Annotated in this window: 25 protein-coding genes; 7 read left to right on the forward strand and 18 right to left on the reverse strand. The window is 41.7% G+C overall.

Annotation, left to right across the window (positions count from 1 at the left end; all coding sequences use genetic code 11):
* Positions 1 to 19: 19 nt before the first annotated feature.
* The 5 genes from MKX38_RS12280 to MKX38_RS12300 all read right to left on the reverse strand — a co-directional run bounded on the left by MKX38_RS12280 (position 20) and on the right by MKX38_RS12300 (position 6,008).
* Positions 20 to 922 (reverse strand): phosphate ABC transporter substrate-binding protein, encoded by a 903-nt coding sequence (locus MKX38_RS12280; RefSeq protein ID WP_033884719.1) that lies wholly within the window; start codon positions 920 to 922, stop codon positions 20 to 22.
* Positions 923 to 1,076: 154 nt separating this feature from the next.
* Entirely contained in the window at positions 1,077 to 3,227 is a 2,151-nt protein-coding gene (gene pbpA, locus MKX38_RS12285) for a penicillin-binding protein 2A (protein WP_017696170.1), read from the reverse strand.
* 113 nt (positions 3,228 to 3,340) lie between these two features.
* Positions 3,341 to 4,633, reverse strand: a complete 1,293-nt coding sequence (locus MKX38_RS12290; RefSeq protein WP_003230095.1) for an MFS transporter — start codon at positions 4,631 to 4,633, stop codon at positions 3,341 to 3,343.
* Positions 4,634 to 4,739: 106 nt separating this feature from the next.
* Entirely contained in the window at positions 4,740 to 5,348 is a 609-nt protein-coding gene (gene sodA, locus MKX38_RS12295) for a superoxide dismutase SodA (protein ID WP_004398583.1), read from the reverse strand.
* A gap of 177 nt (positions 5,349 to 5,525) precedes the next feature.
* Positions 5,526 to 6,008 carry a DUF456 domain-containing protein gene (locus MKX38_RS12300; protein WP_004398518.1) on the reverse strand — a complete coding sequence of 161 codons (483 nt, stop codon included), beginning with the start codon at positions 6,006 to 6,008 and terminating at the stop codon, positions 5,526 to 5,528.
* 109 nt (positions 6,009 to 6,117) lie between these two features.
* Here MKX38_RS12300 and MKX38_RS12305 point away from each other — a divergent pair, with 109 nt between their 5' ends.
* The 3 genes from MKX38_RS12305 (at position 6,118) to ispG (ending at position 8,529) form a co-directional block, all read left to right on the forward strand.
* Positions 6,118 to 6,879 carry a DUF1189 domain-containing protein gene (locus MKX38_RS12305; RefSeq protein ID WP_015384107.1) on the forward strand — a complete coding sequence of 254 codons (762 nt, stop codon included), beginning with the start codon at positions 6,118 to 6,120 and terminating at the stop codon, positions 6,877 to 6,879.
* A gap of 94 nt (positions 6,880 to 6,973) precedes the next feature.
* Positions 6,974 to 7,273, forward strand: a complete 300-nt coding sequence (locus tag MKX38_RS12310) for a LysM domain-containing protein (RefSeq protein WP_029317899.1) — start codon at positions 6,974 to 6,976, stop codon at positions 7,271 to 7,273.
* 122 nt (positions 7,274 to 7,395) lie between these two features.
* On the forward strand, positions 7,396 to 8,529 hold the full coding sequence (gene ispG / locus MKX38_RS12315; RefSeq protein WP_010886567.1) for a flavodoxin-dependent (E)-4-hydroxy-3-methylbut-2-enyl-diphosphate synthase: 1,134 nt from the start codon (positions 7,396 to 7,398) through the stop codon (positions 8,527 to 8,529).
* Positions 8,530 to 8,554: 25 nt separating this feature from the next.
* Here the strand turns inward: ispG and MKX38_RS12320 are convergent, their stop codons facing one another.
* On the reverse strand, positions 8,555 to 8,944 hold the full coding sequence (locus MKX38_RS12320) for a DUF308 domain-containing protein (protein ID WP_010886568.1): 390 nt from the start codon (positions 8,942 to 8,944) through the stop codon (positions 8,555 to 8,557).
* A 132-nt stretch (positions 8,945 to 9,076) separates the two neighbouring features.
* On the opposite strand from MKX38_RS12320, the gene MKX38_RS12325 reads away from it, so the two are divergent.
* On the forward strand, positions 9,077 to 9,658 hold the full coding sequence (locus tag MKX38_RS12325) for a hypothetical protein (RefSeq protein WP_339187267.1): 582 nt from the start codon (positions 9,077 to 9,079) through the stop codon (positions 9,656 to 9,658).
* A 42-nt stretch (positions 9,659 to 9,700) separates the two neighbouring features.
* Here the strand turns inward: MKX38_RS12325 and zur are convergent, their stop codons facing one another.
* The gene (zur, locus tag MKX38_RS12330) at positions 9,701 to 10,138 is read right to left on the reverse strand and encodes a zinc uptake transcriptional repressor Zur (RefSeq protein ID WP_004398578.1); all 438 of its coding nucleotides are present in this window, start codon (positions 10,136 to 10,138) and stop codon (positions 9,701 to 9,703) included.
* A 137-nt stretch (positions 10,139 to 10,275) separates the two neighbouring features.
* Positions 10,276 to 11,157, reverse strand: a complete 882-nt coding sequence (locus MKX38_RS12335; protein ID WP_003230077.1) for a YitT family protein — start codon at positions 11,155 to 11,157, stop codon at positions 10,276 to 10,278.
* Between the two features lie 115 nt (positions 11,158 to 11,272).
* Between MKX38_RS12335 and MKX38_RS12340 the strand changes: the two genes are divergently transcribed.
* Positions 11,273 to 11,527 carry a DUF2624 domain-containing protein gene (locus tag MKX38_RS12340; RefSeq protein WP_003230076.1) on the forward strand — a complete coding sequence of 85 codons (255 nt, stop codon included), beginning with the start codon at positions 11,273 to 11,275 and terminating at the stop codon, positions 11,525 to 11,527.
* Positions 11,528 to 11,553: 26 nt separating this feature from the next.
* On the opposite strand, the gene MKX38_RS12345 is transcribed toward MKX38_RS12340, so the two are convergent.
* Together MKX38_RS12345 and cshB are read right to left on the reverse strand one after the other, a co-directional pair.
* Positions 11,554 to 12,447, reverse strand: a complete 894-nt coding sequence (locus tag MKX38_RS12345) for a deoxyribonuclease IV (protein ID WP_029317898.1) — start codon at positions 12,445 to 12,447, stop codon at positions 11,554 to 11,556.
* A 9-nt stretch (positions 12,448 to 12,456) separates the two neighbouring features.
* Positions 12,457 to 13,773 (reverse strand): DEAD-box ATP-dependent RNA helicase CshB, encoded by a 1,317-nt coding sequence (cshB, locus tag MKX38_RS12350; RefSeq protein WP_004399101.1) that lies wholly within the window; start codon positions 13,771 to 13,773, stop codon positions 12,457 to 12,459.
* A gap of 168 nt (positions 13,774 to 13,941) precedes the next feature.
* Here cshB and MKX38_RS12355 point away from each other — a divergent pair, with 168 nt between their 5' ends.
* Complete coding sequence (locus MKX38_RS12355) at positions 13,942 to 14,685, forward strand: YqfQ family protein (RefSeq protein ID WP_003246095.1); 744 nt, start codon at positions 13,942 to 13,944, stop codon at positions 14,683 to 14,685.
* A 122-nt stretch (positions 14,686 to 14,807) separates the two neighbouring features.
* On the forward strand, positions 14,808 to 15,752 hold the full coding sequence (locus MKX38_RS12360) for a 4-hydroxy-3-methylbut-2-enyl diphosphate reductase (RefSeq protein WP_029317897.1): 945 nt from the start codon (positions 14,808 to 14,810) through the stop codon (positions 15,750 to 15,752).
* 22 nt (positions 15,753 to 15,774) lie between these two features.
* On the opposite strand, the gene MKX38_RS12365 is transcribed toward MKX38_RS12360, so the two are convergent.
* From MKX38_RS12365 to ccpN, 8 genes are all read right to left on the reverse strand, one after another.
* Positions 15,775 to 16,896, reverse strand: coding sequence for a Nif3-like dinuclear metal center hexameric protein (locus MKX38_RS12365; protein WP_015251693.1), 1,122 nt, complete (start codon positions 16,894 to 16,896; stop codon positions 15,775 to 15,777).
* Positions 16,889 to 17,539, reverse strand: a complete 651-nt coding sequence (trmK, locus tag MKX38_RS12370; protein ID WP_014480286.1) for a tRNA (adenine(22)-N(1))-methyltransferase TrmK — start codon at positions 17,537 to 17,539, stop codon at positions 16,889 to 16,891. The genes MKX38_RS12365 and trmK overlap by 8 nt, the downstream gene beginning before the upstream one ends.
* Before the next feature lie 256 nt (positions 17,540 to 17,795).
* A complete protein-coding gene (gene cccA / locus MKX38_RS12375) occupies positions 17,796 to 18,158 on the reverse strand; it encodes a cytochrome c550 (RefSeq protein WP_003230068.1) in 363 nt (120 codons plus the stop codon).
* 329 nt (positions 18,159 to 18,487) lie between these two features.
* Positions 18,488 to 19,603 (reverse strand): RNA polymerase sigma factor RpoD, encoded by a 1,116-nt coding sequence (gene rpoD, locus MKX38_RS12380; RefSeq protein ID WP_003226225.1) that lies wholly within the window; start codon positions 19,601 to 19,603, stop codon positions 18,488 to 18,490.
* A 198-nt stretch (positions 19,604 to 19,801) separates the two neighbouring features.
* Positions 19,802 to 21,613 carry a DNA primase gene (dnaG, locus tag MKX38_RS12385; RefSeq protein WP_014480290.1) on the reverse strand — a complete coding sequence of 604 codons (1,812 nt, stop codon included), beginning with the start codon at positions 21,611 to 21,613 and terminating at the stop codon, positions 19,802 to 19,804.
* A gap of 33 nt (positions 21,614 to 21,646) precedes the next feature.
* The gene (locus tag MKX38_RS12390) at positions 21,647 to 22,141 is read right to left on the reverse strand and encodes a YaiI/YqxD family protein (protein ID WP_003230065.1); all 495 of its coding nucleotides are present in this window, start codon (positions 22,139 to 22,141) and stop codon (positions 21,647 to 21,649) included.
* 253 nt (positions 22,142 to 22,394) lie between these two features.
* Complete coding sequence (locus tag MKX38_RS12395) at positions 22,395 to 23,207, reverse strand: pyruvate, water dikinase regulatory protein (RefSeq protein WP_003230064.1); 813 nt, start codon at positions 23,205 to 23,207, stop codon at positions 22,395 to 22,397.
* 25 nt (positions 23,208 to 23,232) lie between these two features.
* Entirely contained in the window at positions 23,233 to 23,871 is a 639-nt protein-coding gene (ccpN, locus tag MKX38_RS12400) for a transcriptional regulator CcpN (protein WP_003237058.1), read from the reverse strand.
* Between the last annotated feature and the right edge of the window lie 79 nt (positions 23,872 to 23,950).

Raw genomic sequence — 23,950 nt, forward strand, 5'->3', positions numbered from 1 at the left:
ACTCCTCTTTTTATTAAGATCAGCTTTGCTTCCCGTTGGCATCGCGTGTCACTTTCATATCAGTAACCGGAATGTAGCCTTGGTCAGTAACAATGCTTTTTTGAATGTCTTCACTCTTTAGATAATCAAGAAATTCTTTAGCTAAACCTGTCGCTTCACCTTTTGTATAAGAATGCTGATAAGCCCAGATCGGATACTCGCCAGTTGCTACATTTTTCGCTTCAGGTTTAACACCGTCAATAGATAGAGGAGTTACTTTGTCATCTGTTAAATATGAGAATGCAAGATATCCAATCGCTCCCGGAGTATCAGCAATGATTTTTTTCACCGTGTTGGAGGAATCTTCAGTAATGCCTTCTGCAGGCTCCGCACCGTCAAGCGCATATTTCACAAATGTAGCACGTGTGCCAGAAGAATCAGGACGGTTTACAAGTGTAATCTTTTGGTCTTTGCCGCCGAGCTCTTTCCAGTTTTTGATTTTGCCAGTGAAGATTTTTTTCAATTCATCTTTTGAAATATCCTTTACACCAGCATCAGGGTTTACAGCTGCTGCCATACCAACTACAGCGACTTGATGATCGACAAGCGCTTTTGCATCGATGCCTTCTTTTTCTTCAGCAAAAACGTCTGAATTCCCGATCTGAACAGCTCCTTCAGAGACTTGAGAAAGCCCTGTTCCAGAACCGCCAGCTTGTACCTGTATATCAGCATCAGGGTTTTCTTCCATAAATTTTTCCGCGGCTGCAAGTACTAGTGGCTGCATTGCCGATGAACCAGAAATGGTTAAAGAACCTGATGCCTTTTCTTCTCCTTTTGCAGAATCGCTATTCGATTTTTTACTTTCTCCTGCATTTCCGCATGCAGCTGCAATCATCATAAAAGCAGCCATCAGAAGCATAAGCATCAATTTGTTTTTTTTCATTTCCTGAATTCCCCCTGCGTATAATGTGTAATTTGTCCTACACGTATAGAGTAAAGGTTCTATGTAAAAAGGGTTTGAACCGAATGTTAAGGTTTTGTAAATCAGTGCGTTTTTTTGTATAAAAAAAACGCCCACATTATGTGAGCGTTTCTTTTTAGTTATCAGAAGACGTTGTGTTTTCTGCATTTTCTTCAATTTTGTCTTTATTCTTTTGCTGAGTATCTTCTTTGTCCTGCTTCGATTTCAGCTCAAAATATTTATCCATTACTTCCCTGCCGATTTCGTTTGTAATGGTATATTTAGCGCTGTAATCAATATAAGCCCAAGGGACTACTACAGAGATCGCAATCTCAGGATTATCAGCCGGTGCATAGGCAACAAGTGTCGTATTATAAGTCGCTGTTCCTGTTTTTGATTTATCAGGTCCATCATAGAACGATTGTGCTGTTCCTGTTTTGCCGGCAGGCTGATATGACGCTGAAGCAAATTGGCTGGCAGCTGTCCCTTTTGTCATCACCCGTCTGAATCCGGCCTGAACCTCTTTAATGTATTCACTCTTCATGTCGATTTTATTCAGCACTTCCGGCTGAACGGACTGTACGACAGCACCGATCCCTCTTTTAGCATCAGGTTCTCTGACTTCCTTTACAAGCTGAGGCTTTAAGCGATATCCGCCGTTTGCAATCGTTGATACGTATTGCGCAAGTTCCAGCGGTGTATATGTGTCGTATTGCCCGATCGCATAGTCAAGCAAGAATCCCGTCAATCTGTCTGTTCCTTTATAGCCTGTCATTTCATTCGGAAGATCAATTCCAGTTTTGACACCTAATCCAAATTGGCTGAAATAATTACGGAACGTATCAAAGGCCGTCGTATCAATCGGTAAAGCTTGGTGCGGTTTATATTCACCTTTTCCGAGCGCGATCGCTGTTTTAAACATAAATACGTTAGAAGACTGCTCTAAGGCTCTTTGAATGTTAACAGGTCCTAAAGTAGTCCAGGATTTTTTACCATTTTTATCCTGACCGATATACAATGGTTCATCCTGAAAAACTGTATTCAGGTTGATGGCACCGGTTTGAAGGCCTGTCAAGACTGTTGCCCCTTTGACTGCTGAACCCATGGCGTAAGATGACGTCATTGTACCTAAAGCGTAATCATCAATTTTATATTTCCCATTTTCTTGTTTAATCTGCTTGCCCGCCATTGAAAGCACTTCACCGTTTCTTGGGTCCATCATGACAACGAATGCCCTGTCTAACAATTGCGTGCTTGGTCTTGCTTTAGCAGATTTGAGGTTCTTCTCAATGATTTTTTCCACTTCTTTTTGCAAATCAATGTCAATCGTAAGGACGAGATCTTTACCGGCTTTACCTTCAGAAACGGTTTTCGTTCCCGTGACATTGCCGTTTGAATCTGTGATATTTTCGACTTTGGCTTTTTGGCCCTGCAGAAGGCTTTCGTATTGGTATTCCAGATAACTTTTTCCGACCCTGTCATTTCGGCTGTAGCCAAGCGACAGATAATGGTCGAGCAAGTTGGACGGCAATCCTTCATTAGAGCTGGAAACACTTCCGAGCACTGAGCGAAGAAGGTTTTTATAAGGATATTCACGTTCCCAATCGGACGTGACATCAACACCTGGCAGTTCGTCTAAATGTTCACTTACCACTGCCATTTCCTTCGCTGATACATCTTCGTTTTTGATATATTGAGGGGTCAATGCATAGCCCGAATCCATCTGTCTTTTGATAGCAAGGATCTGCATATCTTTATCCGTCAATTCATTCAGCTGCTTATCAGTAATCCGTTTTAGCTGAAGCTGGTATAAATCGTCATCGGATATTTTTTTGTCTTCAACCTGCTGTCTTTCTTTAGAGCTAATGAGCTTTTTCGCTTCTTTCGGTCTAGTCAAAATCCAATAATCTTTTTTATCCCGTTCTGTTACTTTTTTTGTATCGACTTTGATCATGTCAGACAGCTTTTTTGCGATCTTTAAGCGCTGTTCTTGCGTGGTCGATTTAGATCTCGTGTATGTGATTGCATTTAAAGCCTTATTTGTCACAATGGCATTAAAGTTTCGATCATAAATTTTCCCGCGTGGTACCGCTGAGCTGACTTCACTTTGTTCCTGCTTATTCGCTTGGTTTTTGTAATCATCGCCTTGCACGATCTGCTTGATGCCCAGTTCCACAATAATCCAGGTGAATATAACAAAGGCAGCTAAAAATAAAATATTCAGCCGGATCGGAAGCGACTTCTTTTTCTCTTTATGATTTTGCTTTTTTGGTTTATTTCTCCTCATAACATCACCTTTTCTATTTACAGAAAGAAAAGACACTCAAGTAAGAGTGCCAGTTTTCATTTTAAAGGTTTTTTCGACTTTTTTCTACAGATAACCCCTTTTTGGCAAAAAAATTATCTCTCGCCTTTTAACAGGGTCGGTTCTGTTACCCGTTTTTGGCCATCTTCTTCCATGGTTTCATTTTCCCCTTCTTTCTCCTTAAAACGGATATCCTTGACAAAGTAATAAATCAAAGGATGTCCTATACCCAATATCGCAAGTGACAAAGGAATTCCCACATCCTCTTTCAGAAGGGCCACAATCAGGAGAAAGCACAAAATGGAAACAATTCTGCCGGCGTTCAAGAACATTTCTCTAAGCACGATATATTCAATTCTTGCTTTTCTGGCATGCCTCGCGCGCCCTATCACATCATATGTAAGTGATACATATGGCACAAGCAACAGAGGATAGCCGATGGCAATAAAAACGCCATACGTTAATAATGTCGAAAAGCTCATATGGAACAGAATCAAAAACAGCGCGCCATACAAAATAAGTCCGCCCAGCAAAATCGATTTTTTTCTCGCCTTTTTCTTAATCAGCCTGGATGCAAAGTAGTAGGCAAAGAAGGAAACAGCTGAATTGACAAGACCGAATGTACCGAGAGCAAGTTCGCTGTTTGTCTCAATAAATACAAACACACTGATTAAAAAGACAAAAATCCCTTCTCTCAAACCCTGAAAAAAATGCGCATTCGTAATTCTCCGCCAATTCATATTGCTATGGCGCTCTCCAAATACTTTGCTCAGCATAAAACGGCCCTTTGATTCTCTCCGTTTTAAGAAAAAGCTCATCACGACGGCCAGGGCAAATAAACTGAGGGAGAGACTGAAAATCACTGTATAACCCGTATTATTTTCAAGCCTTGAGATCACGAATCCGGCTACAATCGGGCCGATCATTCCTGCAGAGGAAGACAGAATGCCCATAAACCCGTTGAAAAAGTCTCGCGTATCCGGCTCTGTTATTTCAAAGGTCAGCACGTTAAACGCTAGCCAATAAAAGCCATAGCCCACTCCGAGCACCGCGCCGATTAGCACGAGGCGGCTGGCCGCCGTTTCTCCGGCTAAAAGCACACTTAAATAAAAGGCAGCTAAAAAAATGACGCCGAACCTTAAAATGAATACCCTGTCTATTTTTTTGGCTAACCGTCCAGCCAAATAAAAGGTTATCGGCTGCATTGTCACAATGGATAAATTATATATCGCCAAATCAATAAATTTCCCTGACTGCTTCCAAAGATACACATTAACAAATGTATTGGACAGTGCAATTCCCAGCGAGTAAAGCCCGCCAATGGTCAGCAGAAAGAGTAACCCTTTGTTTACGTCTACATCGCCTATCACTTTTTTTAGTTTGCTCATTACTGACTCCCCTTTACTATCCTTTAGTCTGTCTCACTCAAACCGAGATATGTAAAAAGAAGACATAAAAAAACAAGGTCCCATAATGAGGACCTTGTTTGTGCCATTATTTTGCTTCGCTGTATAGACGAGCCACTTCGTCCCAGTTTACAACATTCCAGAAAGCTGAAATGTAATCAGGACGGCGGTTTTGATAGTTAAGGTAGTAAGCATGCTCCCAAACGTCAAGACCTAAGATAGGCGTTTTGCCTTCTGAAAGCGGAGAATCTTGGTTTGGCGTGCTTGTGATTTCAAGTTTACCGTTGTTCACAACAAGCCATGCCCAGCCAGAACCGAAGCGTCCAGCTGCTGCTGCTGCGAATTGCTCTTTGAATTTGTCAAAGCTTCCAAATACACTGTTGATCTCTTCAGCAAGCGCGCCAGTCGGTTCGCCTCCGCCGTTTGGAGATAAAAGTGTCCAGAATAATTTGTGGTTCGCGTGTCCGCCGCCGTTGTTGCGGACTGCAGTGCGGATGTTTTCAGGAACAGAATCAAGATCTGCAACAAGCTCTTCAACTGATTTGTTGGCAAGAGCAGTGTTTCCTTCAACCGCTTTGTTTAAATTTGTCACGTATGTGTTGTGGTGTTTCGTATGGTGAATAGTCATAGTTTCCTTATCGATATGCGGTTCTAAAGCATCGTACGCATAAGGTAATTCTGGAAGTTCGTAAGCCATGATAATTCCTCCTTAGTATATATGTACTGAAATGCCGCTTCACAGCGAGCCTTTCTTCATTCAATGTAACAAAAGAATGCTTTGTAATCAATGAAAAAGCTCACGATTTGGCTCATTTCAGCGACATATTTCACTTTAACCGATAATCTGCCCCATTAAACCTGCCGCCAGCATTTCTTATAGGACCGTCCATAAAAAGTATCCGATCATCAAAAGCTGTATGATGCCCTTTGCAATAACCCCTGTTAAAAAACCAATGAGTGAGCCGAGGCCAATTTTAAACGCTGACTTTAAGTCCTTCTGATGAACGATAAGTTCTGCGCAAACAGCCCCGATAAACGGACCCAATATGATCCCTGCAACCGGAATGACAAAAGGCCCGATTAATAAACCAATCGTGCTTCCCCAAATGGCAGCTTTGCTTCCTCCGAACCTTTTTACTCCAAGCAGATTCGACACGTAATCTGCTGCGAATAATACTGCGGCAAAAACTGCCTCAACAAGCCAGAACATATAAGAATACGGACTGAATGAAAATAAAAATCCGTACAATACAAATCCGGCAACAATAAATACTACGCTCGGAATAACAGGATACACCAGCCCGATAAAGGCAATGATAAAAACCGCTGCAATCAACAGCCAATACAACATATCCATAGCTTCCATCCTCCCATTTTACTCTGTCTTCTTCATGTCTTCCTTGTATTCACACGCATGCAACGATACAATAAGCAACATATATTAGTTTAGCTAGGAAGTGAAGATAGTGAATGTGTTTCAGCTTTTCATTAAAAGTACATACTCTCCCCGTGATATTGCAAAAACAAGATTTCAAGGAATCGGAAAAGCGATTCTTTATGTATTTTTGCTCTCTGTCCTGTTTGCAATCCCTACCGCTTATTATGTAAGTACAGGGACCGTAAAATCAATGAACGGCTTTAAAACTGTTTTAAACAAAGATTTCCCTGATTTCACAATTTCAAACGGCAAACTTCAAACGGATGAGAAAAAAGCCACGGAATCTCAAGCAAATGGTTTCGTTATCGTGTTCGATCCAACAGACTCCTATGGCACTGAACAAATTGAAGCAAAGCAAAACGCAATCGGCATCCTTCAGAACAAATTTGTTTTGGCCATTGACGGACAAGCCCAAGAAATGTCTTACTCAATGATGCCGTCAGAGTTACAGAAAAAAGATGTCATTGCAGGTTTAAACCAAAATAAAGCGATGATTGTAACTGTTCTCTCAGCTCTTATTTTTCTCGTAACAGCAGCGGGAAAATTTATTGAAGTATCGTTTTTAGCGCTTATCGGGTTAATCATTAAGAATTCGCAGAAAAAGCATTTATCCTATCATCAGCTCTGGAAGCTTTCTGCTTATTCCATCACCCTTTCAACTGTATTCTTTACAATCATGCGGGCATTAGAAGCAACCGTACCAAGTGAATTTTTGCTGAACTGGTTTGTCAATTTTGTCATCCTGTTTCTCGTTTTAAAAGAGATTCCGTCCAAAAAAGCTGCTGTATAAACCGAGGCTGCATTCGCAGTCTCTTTTCTTTTGTCATGAATCGAAATGGACAAGCATACTATGGTATAAAATTTCGTATGCGGGAGGAAAAGCGATGAAGCGTCTCACCTTAGTATGCAGCATTGTTTTTATACTTTTTATTCTTTTTTATGACCTTAAAATTGGAACCATACCCATTCAGGACCTCCCTGTCTATGAAGCATCAGCAAAAACGGCTGTACAAGAACCGACTTATAAAACGGTGAAGGTAAAGCCGGGTGATACGGTTATGTCGATAGTCGGATCAGCAGGTTCTCCGGATGACATTGTAAAGGATTTTGAAGCACTGAATCCAAATGTGAAAGCCAATGCCATTCAAGCGGGAACAGCGTATAAATTCCCGGTCTACCCTTAATTTAACGTTAATTTCTTGTCAGTTCGGCGAAGACACTGTTACAATGTAATTTGTAAAATAAATTCACATAAACCATACTAGAATTGTTATATCTAGAAGCGGCAACTACAATTAAGGAGCGATTGCAAGTGAGTGAAATCACACATCGTACAAAAACGCGTCCCGTCAAAGTGGGACCTTTAACAATAGGCGGCAACAATGAAGTTGTCATCCAAAGCATGACAACAACAAAAACACATGATGTAGAAGCAACGGTTGCGGAAATTAACCGTTTGGCTGAAGCCGGATGCCAAATCGTTCGGGTAGCATGTCCTGATGAACGGGCAGCAAACGCCATTGCGGATATTAAAAAGCGCATTTCCATTCCTCTCGTTGTTGACATACATTTCGATTATAAACTTGCGTTGAAAGCCATTGAAGGCGGCGCAGATAAAATCCGCATCAACCCCGGCAACATCGGCCGGCGCGAAAAAGTTGAAGCGGTTGTTAAAGCGGCCAAAGACAAAGGCATTCCGATCAGAATCGGAGTAAACGCCGGTTCATTGGAAAAACGCATTTTAGAAAAATACGGTTATCCGACTGCCGATGGAATGGTAGAAAGCGCACTTCATCACATTAAAATTCTTGAGGATCTTGATTTTCACGATATTATTGTCAGCATGAAGGCCTCTGACGTGAACCTTGCAATCGAGGCTTATGAAAAAGCGGCGAAAGCATTTGACTACCCGCTTCACCTCGGGATCACCGAGTCAGGAACACTGTTTGCCGGCACAGTAAAGAGCGCAGCAGGACTCGGCGCCATTTTAAGCAAAGGCATCGGGAACACCATGCGCATTTCACTAAGCGCAGACCCTGTAGAAGAGGTAAAAGTAGCAAGGGAGCTTCTGAAATCTTTCGGCTTAGCCTCCAATGCTGCCACGCTCATCTCTTGCCCGACTTGCGGCCGTATTGAGATTGATCTAATCAGCATTGCCAATGAAGTGGAAGAGTATATTTCTAAGATAAAAGCACCGATTAAAGTTGCTGTTCTCGGCTGCGCTGTAAACGGACCTGGTGAAGCGAGAGAAGCTGATATCGGAATCGCCGGCGCACGCGGTGAAGGACTGCTGTTCCGGAAAGGGAAAATTGTCCGTAAGGTTCCAGAGGAAACGATGGTAGAAGAACTCAAAAAAGAAATTGACATTCTTGCTGAGGAACACTACGCAAAACTTGAAGCTGAAAAAGCAAAATTAAAAGAAGAAACACAAAAAGCTTGACGGGAACCCGTCAAGCTTTTTTGTGTTAGAAAAATGGAATAATAAATATTCCAAGCACTAATGAAACGACACCGATACCCATTGCCCAGGCGCCAAGGCCTTGAGCACCTCTTCTTCTTGCGATATAGCCGACAATAATACCGGCAGCTCCCAATAAAACAGGCAGTACAAACAATGAAATAATAGACAAGGCTAAAGCGATATATCCTATTCCCCGTCCTTCATTGACATTGCCGCCGCTGCGATCATTGTCTTGGTCATTGCTGCGGTCAGCAGCACGATAAGGCTCTGCGATTTCAGCAGCTGTTTCCTCAAAAAAACCGTCATTGTCACGGGTAATATTTGTCCCTTCAGATCCATGATCAACATAGTAACTGTTGTTATCACGCTTTTCGTAATCGTTTGCCACCTTCAATTCCCCCTTCTGTTTTATTAAAGGAGCTTTTATAGTTTGATCCATTTTGCCTGATTCATGTTTGCTAAACTTTTCTGTTAATGTCAATTGTTTATGTTACACTTGAAGGGATGAAACTGAAGGAGTGTGGGCATGTTACGCTTAGGAATAGATATTGACGGCACAATCACGGCTCAGGATACATTCGTCCCTTATTTGAACCGTTCGTTTAATCTTTCCATTTCATTAAACGATATGACGGATTATGATTTAACAAAGCTGTTAAACATTACCCAGGAAGAATTTTGGGATTGGATGAATCAAAATGAAGCGATCATATATAAGGAAGCATTGCTTGCACAGCATGCGAAACAGTCACTTGATCTTCTCAAAGAGGAGCACAAGCTTATTTATATTACAGCGAGACGGACTCATTTAACTGATATTACCTATGAATGGTTTGACAGACAAAACATTCATTATGACCACATCGAACTCGTTGGCGGTCATCACAAAGTTGAAGCGGTCAAGAATCATAACATCGACCTGTTTTTTGAGGATCATCACGGGAACGCCATGATGATTGCGAAAGAAGCCGGGATACCGGTGATTTTGTTCAATTCCCCTTATAATCAGCTTCCGATTGATTCAAACATCATCAGAGTAAACAACTGGCTAGAAGCCGTTCAATGGATGAACAACAATAAGCATAACTTAATACGTGTCAATAACTGAAAAAGGAGCCCAAACCGGGCCCCTTTTTCATATATACGCATTTTACGCAGTAGTGTTTTCTTGGTTTTCCGCTGTACAATCAGGGCATGTGCCATAAATCTCAAATTTATGCCCGCTGACCTGATAGCCATCCAAATCATCACAAAGCTTGTCCATCGGACATGATTCAATTTCCTTTGTTTTGCCGCAGGCAAGACAAATAAAATGATGGTGGTGATGGGTGAATGAACACTTAAATCGGAAGAGCTTTTCACCGGACAGCTCAGTTGTTTCCAAAATCCCAAGTTCTTCATATAAAGAAAGATTTCTGTAGATTGTATCAAAGCTTAAGCCTGGATAATCATCATTCAGTGCAGACAGTACGTTTTTAGCGGTAAGATATCTGTCTGAATCAGCAAAAAGCTGCAGCATATCCTCCCGTTTGTTTGTATATTTATATCCGTTTTCTTTTAGTAGGTTCAGCGCTTCTTGTACGTTCATGAAGGGTCCCCCTTTTCGCTTTGCTTAAGAACGTATTACATGTATGAAAAAGAAAATGGCAGCTGTCTGTCCAGCAAGCCATTTTCTTTACTGCAGATAAAATTATACCCATAAAATGAATAAAAGTAAATGAAAGCCTAGTGGATTGCGTTTTTGAATTTTCCGCCTCTCGTTTCATGAGTATTCATAATTGTTATGAATGCATTTTGATCGACTTCAAACACAATCGATTTGAGCTTTGTCACTTCCAGCCTTGTGACAACCGCGTAAATTACGTCTTTTTCTTCGTCCGTATACCCGCCTTTCCCCTTCAGCTTCGTTGTGCCCCGACCAAGACGGTGCAAAATCGCGTCGGAAATCTCATCATACTGCTCAGACACAATAATGACAGCTTTTGTTTCATCAAGCCCTTGGATCACGGCATCAATCGTTTTCATCGCAATATAATAAGTCATGAATGAGTACATCGCTTGCTCAGGACCGAACACAAAAACTGCCCAAATGAAAATGAACACATTGATGAACATAACGAACTCACCTACTGAAAACGGGAGTTTTTTGGTCAGCAAAATACCGAGAATTTCTGTACCATCCATTGAACCTCCGTTTCGAATAACAAGCCCGACGCCAAAGCCGAGTAAAAGACCTCCGAACACAGTAGCCAAAATAGGCTGGGTTGTAATGGCTTCTACATGGTGAAGTGAGGATTCAATAACGGCAAGCCCGACAATCCCTATAAACGTAGAGACTAGAAAGGTCTTACCGATATATTTATATCCGAAGATCATAAAAGGAATATTTAATATCACAACGAAAAAAGCGAAATTCAGAAAGGGGTTTGACATAAAGAGGTGGTCTAAAATAAGTGATACACCGATAATCCCGCCATCAATAAAATCATTGGGGATTAAAAATAATTCAATACTTACAGCCGCAGATGCAGCTCCTACCAGAATCATAAAGACCCTGAAAATAAAATGGGTAAATGTTTCTTTCTTATGTTGTTTTGTTGGGGTCATAAAATCTCCTTTCCTGCAATAACTATTTTAAATACATTATAAATCTATTTTACCATTAAACACTGACACATTTTACTGATTTGCCCATACATTAAGTCTGGAGGTGGAATGACCGATGATTTTATTTCAAAGAATTATTTTGCAGCGGCTTAATCAGGCTACTGCTGATGATTTGCTGAAGTACTCAAAACAATACGGAATCAGCTTAACAAGATCGCAGGCCGTTGAAGTAGCGAACCTGTTATACGGGAAAAATGTAAACATCTTTAATGAGAGTGAACGAATGCGGCTGCTGAAACAAGTAGAGACGATTACATCGAAAGAAACAGCTCAAACAGTTAATGAACTATTCAAACAATTTACAAGCTAAAAAATGGGGGTGTTATCCCCCATTTTTTATTGCTGTAAAATCTTTTCAAGCAATGTATCATCAAATTGTTTTTCTTTCAGCATTTCAATCTCAAAACGGTATGGCGGTTTTTTGTTCTTTTTATCTTCACCGACGTATGGTGTTTCAAGAATTTTTGGAATGTCTTTTAACTGCTCATGGTGAACAACATATTGCAGTGCGTCAAAACCTATTTCACCAAAGCCAATATTTGCATGGCGGTCTTTTCTCGCACCTTTGACATTTTTGCTGTCATTGATATGAAGCACTTTAATACGGTCAATGCCAATGATTTTATCGAACTCATTTAGCACTCCGTCAAAGTCTTCGACAATGTTATACCCGGCATCATGTGTATGGCACGTGTCAAAGCACACTGACAGCTGCTCATTGTGTGTAACGCCTTCGATAATCTGCGCAAGCTCCTCAAAGCTTCTGCCGCATTCTGATCCTTTTCCAGCCATTGTTTCTAATGCAATCTGGACATTTTGATTCGGATCAATCACTTCATTTAAGCCTTCAATAATTTTTTTGATGCCCGCTTCAGCTCCTGCCCCTACGTGAGCGCCAGGATGAAGGACAATTTGCTTCGCTCCGATGGCCGCTGTCCGTTCAATTTCTGAACGAAGAAAATCAACACCCAGCTCAAAAGTGGACGGATTTGTCGTGTTGCCAATATTAATAATATAAGGCGCGTGTACGATAATCTCGTCAATGCCGTTTTCTTGCATATGTGCCCGGCCTGCTTCTATATTTAAGTCTTCAATTTTCTTTCGGCGCGTATTTTGCGGTGCGCCTGTATAGATCATAAACGTATTCGCCCCATAAGAGACTGCTTCCTGGCTTGCAGCCAGAAGCATATGTTTTCCGCTCATAGAGACGTGTGAGCCTATTCTCAGCAACAGGTTCCCCTACTTTCTTTTCTTAGATTGGTTTCTTCTCTGTTTTTTCTTGATTTTCTCCATCTCATAGCTCATTTTCTTTTTATACCCAGGCTTAACCTTCTTCGGCTTTTTCACGAGACGATGAGCAATTTCATCCGCTTCATTCGGCGTTTTTTTACGTTTTTTGCGGCGCTGACGGTCATCGCCTTTTTTCCATTCGCCCTTTTCAAGCTCTAAGTACTCAAATTCGATGCCCATTTTTTCAAGTCTTACTAATGCATCCTCATCAGTAAGCTCATAAATGGTCATCGCTTGTCCTGATGAGCCGGCACGAGCCGTTCTGCCCACACGGTGAACATAGAAATCGAGATCATCCGGCAGCTCATAGTTGATAACATGGCTGACACCTTTAATATCAATACCTCTTGCGGCAAGGTCAGTTGCAATGATATATGTGAATTCCAAATCATTGATCTGCTTCATGACTTTTTTCCGCTCACGTGGTGTTAATCCGCCGTGCAGCAAGCCGATTTTCATGCCTTTGCCAGTCAGATACTGGGCAATATGGTCAGCCGTATTTTTCGTGTTGGCAAACACAATCCCCAGGTATGGATTCAGATGCGACATGATGTCAAAAAGGAGCTTGTCCTTGTCACGATGTTTCGAAGGAATGAGGATATGCTCGATTTTCGCAGCAGTCACCTGTTTTGGCTCCACATGGGCGTATTTCGGATTTTCCATGTATTTCTTCAAGAATGGTTTCAGCTTTTCCGGTATGGTCGCTGAGAACACAAGCATTTGCAGATCCTCAGGCATGCGGGAACCGATGTAATCTACATCTGCAAGGAATCCCATGTCCAGCATTAAATCCGCTTCATCAATAACAAGAGATTCAGCTTTATGAACACTTAACGCCTGTTCTTTGATTAGGTCAGCAATCCGTCCGGGTGTACCGACAACAAGATGCGGCTGTATTTTCAATTTATCAATTGATTTTTGTTTATCAGTGCCTCCGATAAAACATTTCGAGCGAATCTGACTTCCTTCTTCACCCTGCGTGATTTTAAGCGCTTCCTGATAAATCTGGTTGGCAAGCTCTCTTGTCGGAGCCGTAATGACAACCTGAACGACATCCTTAGCAGGATCAATTTTGTTTAATAAAGGCAGTAAATAAGCGTGAGTTTTTCCAGTTCCCGTCTGAGACTGGCCGATGACGCTTTCTTTTTTTAGCACTGCAGGAATCAGCCTTTTCTGGATATCAGTCGGTTCGTAAAAACCAAGGCGATGTACTGCATCTATAATAAATGGTTTCAATTCATAAAGTTCAAATTTCGTTTCTTTCATTTTTCCCAGCTCCTTAAAGCGGCACATTATGTGTCCATCATCACATTATACCCGATTTTGCTTAAAAACACCACGTTTGCAAGGCGTTTGTTTTATTCAGTTATGTAAAGCAAATACCGCAGCCCATGCATATTCTAATAGCAGAGAGAGCTGAAAGGAGGTACAAGTATGTTTTCACCGCAGCAGCCAATGAGAAATTACCCACAGCCCGGACCGCCCCGCCCCATGCCAAATCAGCGAATGATGGGCAGAAGACCGCCTAATATGCGAGGACCTTCATTTGGAGCACAGCAGCAAGGTTTTCAGCAAGCCGGACAATTTCTTCCTCAGGCAAATGCCGGAGCGAGAAATGGTGCAGGTGCAGGCGGAGGCTTAAAAGGAATGCTGTCAAGATTCCTACCCGGCGGAGGAGGCGCTGGCAGCGCCGGAGTTCCCGGAATTCCAGGAGCAGGTGCAGCAGCGAGCGGAGGTGCTGGCCTGCAAGGCATTCAAAATATTGCCAATCCTGCATCATTATCCAGTATGCTTGGAAATGTGCAAAAAGTACTCGGCATGGCGCAGCAAGTCACCCCTATGATCCAGCAGTACGGCCCATTAGTCCGCAATCTGCCAGCAATGATGAAGCTGTACAGCCAATTAAGTAAAAGTGATGATACTGAGACAGAGGCCAATGAGGAAAGTGAAAAACAATCCGTTTCAGAAGAATCATCAGAAAAAGAAAAAGAGACTGAAACAAAAACCTCAGATGGGAACAAAAAATCAAAACCAAAAAGTTCTTCTCTCCCAAAGAAATCTAAAACAACTGACAATAAAGAACAAGAATTAAAAACATCTGCCCCGAAGAAAAAGGAAGCTGCCTCTCCTGCTCCGAAAAGAACATCAGGCAGTTCAAAACCGAGATTATATATTTAACATTCTTTGATATCTTAAGTGAGATTGGCTATAATGAGATCAGAAGAATGCAAGAATAGAGCCGTTTGATTACGGCTTTTTATATTGCCTTTACTCACTTCAGTATTGGAGGACAACCGAAAATGGACGTAATTAAAATTTCACCGCGCGGCTATTGCTATGGTGTTGTTGATGCTATGGTGATTGCCAAAAATGCGTCACTAGATAAAAGCTTGCCAAGACCCATCTATATACTCGGGATGATTGTTCATAATAAACACGTCACTGATGCGTTTGAAGAGGAAGGGATTTTTACATTGGACGGCTCTAACCGTCTGGACATCTTAAAGCAGGTTGACAAAGGAACTGTCATTTTCACTGCGCACGGTGTTTCTCCCGAAGTCAGAAGAATCGCAGAAGAAAAAGGGTTAGTCGCAATTGATGCTACATGTCCGGATGTGACGAAAACTCATAATCTAATCTTAGAGATGAAAGAAAAAGGATATCACGTGATCTATATCGGCAAAAAAGGGCATCCAGAGCCTGAGGGAGCCGTTGGCGTAGCGCCGGAGATCGTTCACTTAGTTGAAACAGAAGAAGATGTAAAGAACCTTGATATCCAAGCAGAGAAGTTAATCGTGACGAATCAAACAACAATGTCTCAATGGGATGTTCACGACATTATGGAGCTTGTCAAAGAAAAATATCCTCATGTCGAATATCACCAAGAGATTTGCCTCGCTACTCAAGTGCGGCAGGAAGCTGTATCAGAGCAGGCAAAAAAAGCGGACTTAACAATCGTTGTCGGAGACCCGAAAAGCAACAATTCAAATAGGCTTGCTCAAGTGTCAGAGGAAATAGCCAGGACAAAAGCATACCGGATCGGTGACTTAAGCGAATTGAAGCTCGAATGGCTGAAAGGCGTTAATACCGTTGCAGTTACAGCGGGAGCTTCAACACCGACGCCGATCACAAAAGAAGTCATTCGCTTTTTAGAGCAGTTTGATCACGAAGATCCATCAACTTGGACAACTGAACATAATATACCGCTCAAAAAAATACTTCCAAAAGTAAAAGCAAAAAACTGAGGCTGTAAAAGCCTCAGTTTTTTTATAGAAATGTAAATGGATTTGTATCTGTTTCAGAAACAAAGATATTCACGCCAAACTTTTTATCATTACACATTGATGTAAGTTTTCTCGTGACGCCTTCTTTCATGATTTTTTCCGCGTAATGGCCCGGATCAACCACATTTAGGCCAAGCATCATCGCATCATGGGCCACATGGAAGTATAAATCTCCTGTGACGTAAACATCGGCTCCCTTTCGTTTTGCATGATGAATATACTTGTTTCCATCTCCGCCAAGAACAGCTACTTTTTTCACCATGCTGTCAGCATCCCCAACCATTCTGACACCATTGACGTCAAGCTTGTCTTTCACAAATAAAGCGAATTCCTTGAGCGTCATCTCATTTTTAAGGGTTCCGACACGGCCGAGCCCTTTTTCGGCGGGAGTCTGTTCGACAGGATAGATATCGTAAGCGACTTCTTCATATGGATGGCTTTTTATCATTGCATTGATAACAGCCTTTTCGACGCTTTTAGGAAATACAGTCTCAAGCCTTACTTCATGAACAAGCTCAAGCTCTCCCACTTCACCGATAAAAGGCTTAGCTCCCTCTAATGGCTTAAAGCTGCCGATTCCTTCAGATGAAAACGCGCAATGGCTGTATTCACCGATATGGCCGGCCCCCGCATTTCCGAGCGCGGCTCTGACCTGCTCTTCATATTCCTTCGGCACGTAAACTGCCAGCTTTTTCAGAGGATCCGTATAAGTAGGTGCCAGCACTTCTGTCTCACTCAGCTCTAATGCTTCAGCAAGCAAATCATTCACGCCGCCGTCCGCAACGTCTAAATTTGTATGAGCTGCATAAACAGCAATATCATGCTTCAAACACTTTTCAATTAACCTTCCGGCAGGCTGATCTGTTGAAATATGCTTTAGCGGCCGGAAAATAGGAGGATGGTGTGCAATAATCAAGTCAACCTCTTTTTCAATCGCTTCATCGATAACGCTCTCTAACACATCAAGTGTAACCATCACATTTTTAATTGGTTTGTTTAAAGTGCCGATTTGCAGGCCGATTTTATCTCCTTCAACCGCATAGGCTTTCGGGGAAAATTGTTCAAACAGCTGGATGATCTGCTGCCCATTTACACTTTTAGCCATGATCGATTACCTCCTTTAACAGCTCCATTCGATCGGAGAGCTCCTTTAATTTTTGTTTGTTTTGCTCTGTATCCGCCGCTTGGCTGATCTGTTCATAAATGCTTTGAGTGTGCTGAAGCTCTTGTGTCCACTTTTTCAAAAAGACAGCATTTTTTTCTTTTGCCAAGAAAGGACCGACGAGCATCCCGGCTGATAAAGAAATACCGTCATAAGCCGCATCCCTGTCTCCCGCTTCTGCTACCAGCACCTCATAGCACTTTCCGTCCTCTTCAAGGATTACCTCATCTATCAGCGCATATCCTTCTTTATAAAGCCACTCCCTGATATGAACAGCATGAATATTCGGCTGTAAAATGAGCCGTTCCTTCCCCGTTAATTTGTCTTTGCCCGCTTCTAAAATGTGAGCGATCAAAGCCCCGCCCATTCCGGCAATCGTAATGGCATCAGCTTCACCTTTTTTAATCACTTCCAGTCCGTCTCCCTGCCTTACAGAAATGTGCGAGTTTAAGCCTGATTTTTCAACCTGCCGCTTTGCAGACAAAAACGGGCCGTCTGTTATTTCTCCGGCAATCGCCCCGCTGGCTTTATGATTCAGCACCGCATAACAAGGAAGGTATGCGTGGTCAGAGCCGATATCGGCCATCACCGCTCCATTCGGTATGTACTCCGCTACTGTTTGCAATCGTTTAGATAATTTTAATTCGTTCACTTGTCATCACAACTTTTCTCAATCATTTTTTCCTTTACTATCATATAAAAAATCAGCCCGGAATCCAAGCTGAAGCAAATGATTTTGAAATTATTTCTTTTGATGCGGGTCTGCACGCGGCAGTCAAAAATAAAAGGCTGTCGAGAACATCTCGGCGGCCTGTGAATGTATAAAGAGAAAAATAGTTCTTTTATTTAATTTTTGACACCCACTCTGCCATATCATCCAGCTTATCGGCAGGAACAAGACCGGAAGGCATTCCATTACCGCCTTTTTCGATCTTTGTTTTAATTTCAGCGACATCTTTCTTATCCCCTACACCTTTTAAGCTCGGACCCGAAACACCTTCATAATTTTCACCGTGGCATGCGATGCAGTTTGCCTTGTAAATTTCTTCTGGTGAAGCGTTTGCATCTTTCTTTTCAGCAGATTTGCTTTCTCCTCCGCTTGCAATCTCCCGAGAGTCATCAAGTCCTTTTACTGATAAAAAGAAAGTTAGACCAATTCCTAAAACAGCGATCAGCAAAAATGGAATAAGCGGGTTCCATTTCATTTCCCTTCCCCCTTTTTGATCCTTCCCCCTATGTAAACACTTCTAATTCTAACTTATTTTTACAAAAAGTAAATGGATTGCTATACAAAAGTTTTTTATTCACACTTTATACAAAATTGAATTGAAACATGCCTAAATCTCTAATATCCTTTTTATTCTATTGTATAATGTATTGTATACGCTTACAATAGAAAATATGGAATTAGATTTTGAAATTTTTCACCACAATGTTCATTTGCAAATGACATCATTTTTCAGTAAAATAAAGGCATATTATCCATATATCTTTTTAAAAAAAAGAAGAACGGATCTTCAAGACCCGTTCCATCTTATTCAAGGAAATCTTTCAAACGTTTACTTCTGCTAGGATGTCTTAGTTTCCGCAACGCTTTGGCTTCGATTTGTCGAATACGCTCTCTCGTTACTCCAAATACTTTGCCGACCTCTTCTAATGTTCTTGTACGGCCGTCATCAAGACCGAATCGAAGACGCAATACATTTTCTTCACGATCAGTTAACGTATCAAGCACATCTTCCAGCTGCTCTTTCAATAGCTCGTATGCGGCGTGGTCAGAAGGTGAAGTTGCTTCTTGGTCTTCAATGAAATCACCAAGGTGCGAGTCATCCTCTTCACCGATCGGTGTTTCCAGAGATACCGGCTCTTGAGCAATCTTTAAGATTTCGCGTACTTTTTCAGGCGTTAAATCCATATCTTCCGCAATTTCTTCAGGTGTTGGTTCTCTGCCTAAGTCTTGCAGTAATTGACGCTGCACACGGATTAATTTATTAATGGTTTCAACCATATGAACGGGAATCCGGATCGTTCTCGCCTGATCGGCAATGGCGCGTGTAATCGCCTGTCTGATCCACCACGTAGCATACGTACTGAATTTATAACCTTTGCGATAATCAAATTTTTCAACGGCTTTCATCAGACCCATGTTTCCTTCCTGGATCAGATCAAGGAACAGCATACCGCGTCCGACATACCGTTTTGCGATACTGACAACAAGCCGCAGGTTCGCTTCAGCCAATCTGCGTTTAGATTCTTCGTCACCTTCTTCAATCTTTTGAGCGTAGGCGATTTCTTCTTTTGCAGAAAGAAGGTTAACCCGACCGATTTCCTTTAAATACATACGAACTGGGTCATTGATTTTAACGCCAGGCGGTACACTTAGGTCATTAAGGTCAAATTCTTCTTCGGCTTTGGCAAGCTGCTGAATATTAGGATCTTCTGTTTCTTCATTCTCACTAATTAATTCAACACCTTGTTCACCTAAAAATTCATAATACTCATCCATTTGGTCTGATTCAATTTCAAAGCTGGACATACGCTCAGCAATTTCTTCATATGTCAAAACGCCACGTTTTTTACCAGACTCTGTTAATTGCTCTTTTACTTGGTCGAATGTTAATTCTGTCTCGTGGGTTTGTTTATCAGCCATTATGGATCCCTCCTTCCAAAGCTTGCAACGAATTCTATAAGCGGTATGATTCTTATTCGGTCCATTCAGGCGTTTTCTATGTGAACTGCCTTTAACAATGTGCGAATAATGAAATGACAATTCATGATGAGGTTAAGCGATCTATTTGCTCCTCCGCAAGGAATCATTGCCAATAAATGCTCCTCATCAGTTCTCCAGTTATTTTAAAGATCGGTTCAATGTAACGATTTCTTGAGCCAAAGAAGCAGCTCTTAAAAAATCTTTTTGCCTCTCTGCTTCGGCTCTTTCCGCCTCTTTTTCTTTTATCATTGACCAATTTCTTTGATTCAACACTTTTTTTACATAATCTGATAACTCGGCTTCGCTAAGCTCTTGATTAACCTGAAGCATTAATATATCGGACAAGAGCTGGCTTATATGATCATCCGTCACCCTGGCCATCAGATGCTGAGGCGTAAGCTCGGCTCCCTCTTCATAAAAAGCATAAAGATAGGCGGCTAATGCCCGGTGCTCATCAATATTAAATTGAAACCCTACCCGGTCAATCACTTTTTTGATGACGCTCCGATCTCGAAGCATGTGAGCGAGTAACAGCCTTTCTGCATTTTCATACGCCGGACGCAAACGTTTTTGCCTTGCTTTTGTCGTCAGATGCGCTCGCCGCGTTTTTGTTTCACCGCTATTGTCAGCAGGTTTGTTTTGCTTGCTGAAAACAGACAGCTGCTCAGTTAAAGACTCCTGTGAAAGCGAAAACTCTGAAGCAAGCTGCTTTACATAGACTTCCTGCTCTAGAGACCCTGAAAGCGTGCTGATTTCTTTCAGTACGTCTTTAATGTAAGCTAGTCGGTCGCCTTCATCGGACAGGTTCTTTCCTTTTCGGAAATATTGCATTTTGAACGCCATTACGGTGACACTGGCATCAATAATGTCGTTTTTAAATTTTTCCCCGCCGAATTTTTTGATGTAATCATCAGGGTCCAATCCGTCAGGAATCATTGCAACTCTGACTTTGCAGCCTTTTTTTTGCAGAAGCTCCGAAGCTTTTAAGGTGGCTTCATAACCGGCTTTATCAGAGTCATAGCAAAGAATGATTTCTTCGACGTTTCTTCTCAGGATCTTGACATGATCATCTGTAAGAGATGTTCCCATCGTGGCTATGCTTTCTTTTACACCCGAGCTTACGGCCGATATGACATCAGCAAACCCTTCAAATAAGACTGCTCTTTCCTGCTTTCTGATATGAAGGCGGGCCTTATAAAAATTGTAAAGCAGTTTGCTTTTATGAAAGAGCGGGGTTTCAGGACTGTTCATATACTTAGGCTGCTGGCTGCCAAGAGCCCTGCCTGAGAAAGCAACAACAGCCCCGTGATGATCATGGATCGGAAACATGACACGGTTTCTGAAGCGGTCGAAATATCCGCTTCCGTCTTCGCGTCTGATCAGGAGACCCGCTTTTTCCATTTGCGCCTCACTAAATCCCCTCTTTACAAGGAATTTCGTGATAAAGTCCCAAGAATCAAGAGCATAGCCAATCTGAAATTCATCAATCAGCTCTTTCGTAAAGCCCCTAGAAAGCAGATAATCCAGTGCCTCTTGACCTTCTTTTGTATTTATTAACAAATGATGGTAAAATTTCTTCAGGAGCTCATGGGCCTCAGCCATTTTTTGTTCTCCAGAAGACTCTGGCCGGGCTCCGGAATGGACTGTTATATCATCTGGAAAATCAATTTGGTATTTGTCAGCAAGGTGAGAAACTGACTCGGCAAAAGAATAGCCTTCCATCTGCCTTAAAAAAGAGAAAACATTGCCGCCCGCTCCGCAGCCAAAGCAATGAAAAATCTGTTTGTCGGGCGATACGGAAAACGAAGGTGTGCTTTCTCCATGAAAAGGACAGAGTCCAAAGTAGTTTCGGCCTTGCTTCTTTAATTGAACATAATCACCTATGACTTCAACGATATCTGCCGACTTTTGCACCTGATCCACAATTTCATCTGGTATCCGATTTCCCATCTTATAACACTCCGTCGTACATTATTCGATGCTTTAGTGCAAAATCCCTTCATCGTTCGACAGGATTTTTTGCAGCAGTGTAATAAATCGTTCTCGATCTTCTTTATTCAATTTTTTAGGCCCTTTGGCATATACGCCTTTTCTTCTTTGTTTGCCGGAAAAATGACGGCCCTCTAGGGCAAAATCAATCGTGTCTTCCTTGTAAAGACGACCTCTTTCCGACATAACAGAGACATTTCTGTTCAACAGCAGAGATGCTAATCCGATGTCCTGCGTCACAACAATATCTCCCGGTTTCACGTGATTTGCGATATATAAATCAGCAGCTTCTTTATGAGGATCAACATACTTCCATTTTTCTTCATTGCTTCTGGAAAGCTGATAATGTTCAAATGAAGCGACAAAAAGAACTTGAACTTCATACTCGGATGCTGTTTGTAAAATTTCATCTTTTACAGGACAAGCATCAGCATCGACAAAAATCGTCTTTTCTTGTTCATTAAGAAGAGTAATTCTCCATCCCTCCATTAAACTCCTGCATAAAAGCAAGCAAAATCGCACATCCTTTATTATTGTGGATGTATATGAATTTGTCGAAAAATTTCCGGGAGAAATTCTTGACATCTTACCCATAATAGTTTATTCGTATCACACGATCCTTAAACCTAAAATTAATCATTTTATCACAATTTTTTATTATAATACAAACTTCACAAAGATGCTATTGTTTTTCATTATTCCCTTTTGGCACAGCCAAAAACCCAGGATAGAGCGTCCTGAGTTATATGTTTTTTGTTTTGAGATGATGGATAATATTTGCTGTTTCCTCAACCGCTTTATTTGAAACATCAACAACCTGGCAGCCGATCCGATCCACAATCTTTTCGAAATACTCGAGTTCCTCTTTGATTCTGTTGATATTTGCATAAATCGCTTTATCATTAAGCCCGAGTGATTTTAAACGTTCTTTTCTGATATGATTCAGTTTATCAGGGCTAATCTTTAAACCGATGCATTTTTTCGGATCAACGTTAAAGAGTTCTTCCGGCGGATCAACCTCCGGTACAATCGGAACATTGGCAACCTTCAGGCGTTTGTGTGCGAGATATTGAGACAGCGGTGTTTTAGACGTTCTTGACACGCCGATCAAAACGATATCAGCTTTTAAAATCCCTCTTGGATCACGTCCATCATCGTATTTAACTGCAAACTCGATGGCCTCCACTTTTTTGAAATAATCTTCATCAAGCTGGCGCACCCGCCCCGGTTCGTATTTCGCTGTTAAACCATAGGCTGTTTCCATTTTATCAATCAACGGGCCGATAATATCATAATATAAAACATTTGCTTTTTCCGCTTCGGCTATCAAATATTCTCTGATTTCCGGCACCACGAGTGTAAAACAGATAATGCCGCCGTCTGCCTTTGCAAGTGAAATCACTTCATTGATAGTGCCTATATCTTCAACATAAGGAATTCTTCTTACATGAGTATCATCCGCCGATCCGTTAAATTGGCTGAGTGCTGCTTTTACTACCAATTCAGCCGTTTCACCGACGGAATCCGATACAACATAGATGATGCGGTTATTCATATTATCCCCCCGTTAGTTTGCAATCTTATAGGATTTCATTTTCAGATAAACTGACAAGTATTTTGGTCATATTTGTTTTTGTCACTCTGCCGATCACTTCAAAGCCTTTATCGGTGTCTTTGATGACAGGCAGTGCATCAATTTGTTTTTCTATTAAGTGCTTTGCAATGTCCATCACATAATCCTCGCGTCTGCACACCGTAATGTTCGGCATCCTTGTCATGATGATGTGAACAGGGACCGATGTAAGCTCCTGCTGGCCAATGCTCGCTCTGAGCAAGTCTTTTCGTGAAAGCACCCCGACTAAAACAGCATCGCGGTCCACCACAAACAGAGTACCTACATCTTCTAAAAACATGGTGCAAATCGCATCGTACACAGAAACGTTTTCGTGAATCACTACGGGGATAGATTGAAAGTCTTTCACCTGAAGCTTTTTGAGTTTATCCGCCAAAAGCTGTGTGCCGGTTTTTCCCGTATAGAAATAACCGACTCTCGGGCGCGCCTCGAGGAATCCTGACATGGTGAGTATGGCTAAATCCGGGCGCAATGTCGCCCTGGTTAGGTTCAGCTTTTCTGCAATATGCTCCCCTGTAATCGGCCCGTTTTCTTTTACAATCTGCAAAATATGTTCTTGCCGTTTATTTAGTTCGATCGTACTCACCACCTTTTCACTTCATAGCTATGTAAAGAAATAATAATCCATATTATAACGTAAATATCTTGTAATCAAACAAAAAACT

This window comes from Bacillus sp. FSL M8-0025 (genome assembly GCF_037975475.1).
GTDB lineage: Bacteria > Bacillota > Bacilli > Bacillales > Bacillaceae > Bacillus > Bacillus subtilis.

Excerpts from the sequence above, each read along its gene's own strand:
- sodA (WP_004398583.1), bottom strand. The coding sequence starts at position 5,348 with ATGGCTTACGAACTTCCAGAATTACCTTATGCGTACGATGCTTTAGAA.
- MKX38_RS12355 (WP_003246095.1), top strand. The coding sequence starts at position 13,942 with ATGTTTTCACCGCAGCAGCCAATGAGAAATTACCCACAGCCCGGACCG.
- MKX38_RS12325 (WP_339187267.1), top strand. The coding sequence starts at position 9,077 with ATGTTACGCTTAGGAATAGATATTGACGGCACAATCACGGCTCAGGAT.
- zur (WP_004398578.1), bottom strand. The coding sequence starts at position 10,138 with ATGAACGTACAAGAAGCGCTGAACCTACTAAAAGAAAACGGATATAAA.
- cshB (WP_004399101.1), bottom strand. The coding sequence starts at position 13,773 with ATGAAAGAAACGAAATTTGAACTTTATGAATTGAAACCATTTATTATA.
- MKX38_RS12335 (WP_003230077.1), bottom strand. The coding sequence starts at position 11,157 with ATGACCCCAACAAAACAACATAAGAAAGAAACATTTACCCATTTTATT.
- MKX38_RS12365 (WP_015251693.1), bottom strand. The coding sequence starts at position 16,896 with ATGGCTAAAAGTGTAAATGGGCAGCAGATCATCCAGCTGTTTGAACAA.
- MKX38_RS12390 (WP_003230065.1), bottom strand. The coding sequence starts at position 22,141 with ATGGAGGGATGGAGAATTACTCTTCTTAATGAACAAGAAAAGACGATT.
- MKX38_RS12395 (WP_003230064.1), bottom strand. The coding sequence starts at position 23,207 with ATGAATAACCGCATCATCTATGTTGTATCGGATTCCGTCGGTGAAACG.
- pbpA (WP_017696170.1), bottom strand. The coding sequence starts at position 3,227 with ATGAGGAGAAATAAACCAAAAAAGCAAAATCATAAAGAGAAAAAGAAG.
- MKX38_RS12310 (WP_029317899.1), top strand. The coding sequence starts at position 6,974 with ATGAAGCGTCTCACCTTAGTATGCAGCATTGTTTTTATACTTTTTATT.
- rpoD (WP_003226225.1), bottom strand. The coding sequence starts at position 19,603 with ATGGCTGATAAACAAACCCACGAGACAGAATTAACATTCGACCAAGTA.
- trmK (WP_014480286.1), bottom strand. The coding sequence starts at position 17,539 with ATGGCCGATATCGGCTCTGACCACGCATACCTTCCTTGTTATGCGGTG.
- MKX38_RS12280 (WP_033884719.1), bottom strand. The coding sequence starts at position 922 with ATGAAAAAAAACAAATTGATGCTTATGCTTCTGATGGCTGCTTTTATG.
- MKX38_RS12340 (WP_003230076.1), top strand. The coding sequence starts at position 11,273 with ATGATTTTATTTCAAAGAATTATTTTGCAGCGGCTTAATCAGGCTACT.
- dnaG (WP_014480290.1), bottom strand. The coding sequence starts at position 21,613 with ATGGGAAATCGGATACCAGATGAAATTGTGGATCAGGTGCAAAAGTCG.
- MKX38_RS12360 (WP_029317897.1), top strand. The coding sequence starts at position 14,808 with ATGGACGTAATTAAAATTTCACCGCGCGGCTATTGCTATGGTGTTGTT.
- cccA (WP_003230068.1), bottom strand. The coding sequence starts at position 18,158 with ATGAAATGGAACCCGCTTATTCCATTTTTGCTGATCGCTGTTTTAGGA.
- MKX38_RS12300 (WP_004398518.1), bottom strand. The coding sequence starts at position 6,008 with ATGGATATGTTGTATTGGCTGTTGATTGCAGCGGTTTTTATCATTGCC.
- MKX38_RS12290 (WP_003230095.1), bottom strand. The coding sequence starts at position 4,633 with ATGAGCAAACTAAAAAAAGTGATAGGCGATGTAGACGTAAACAAAGGG.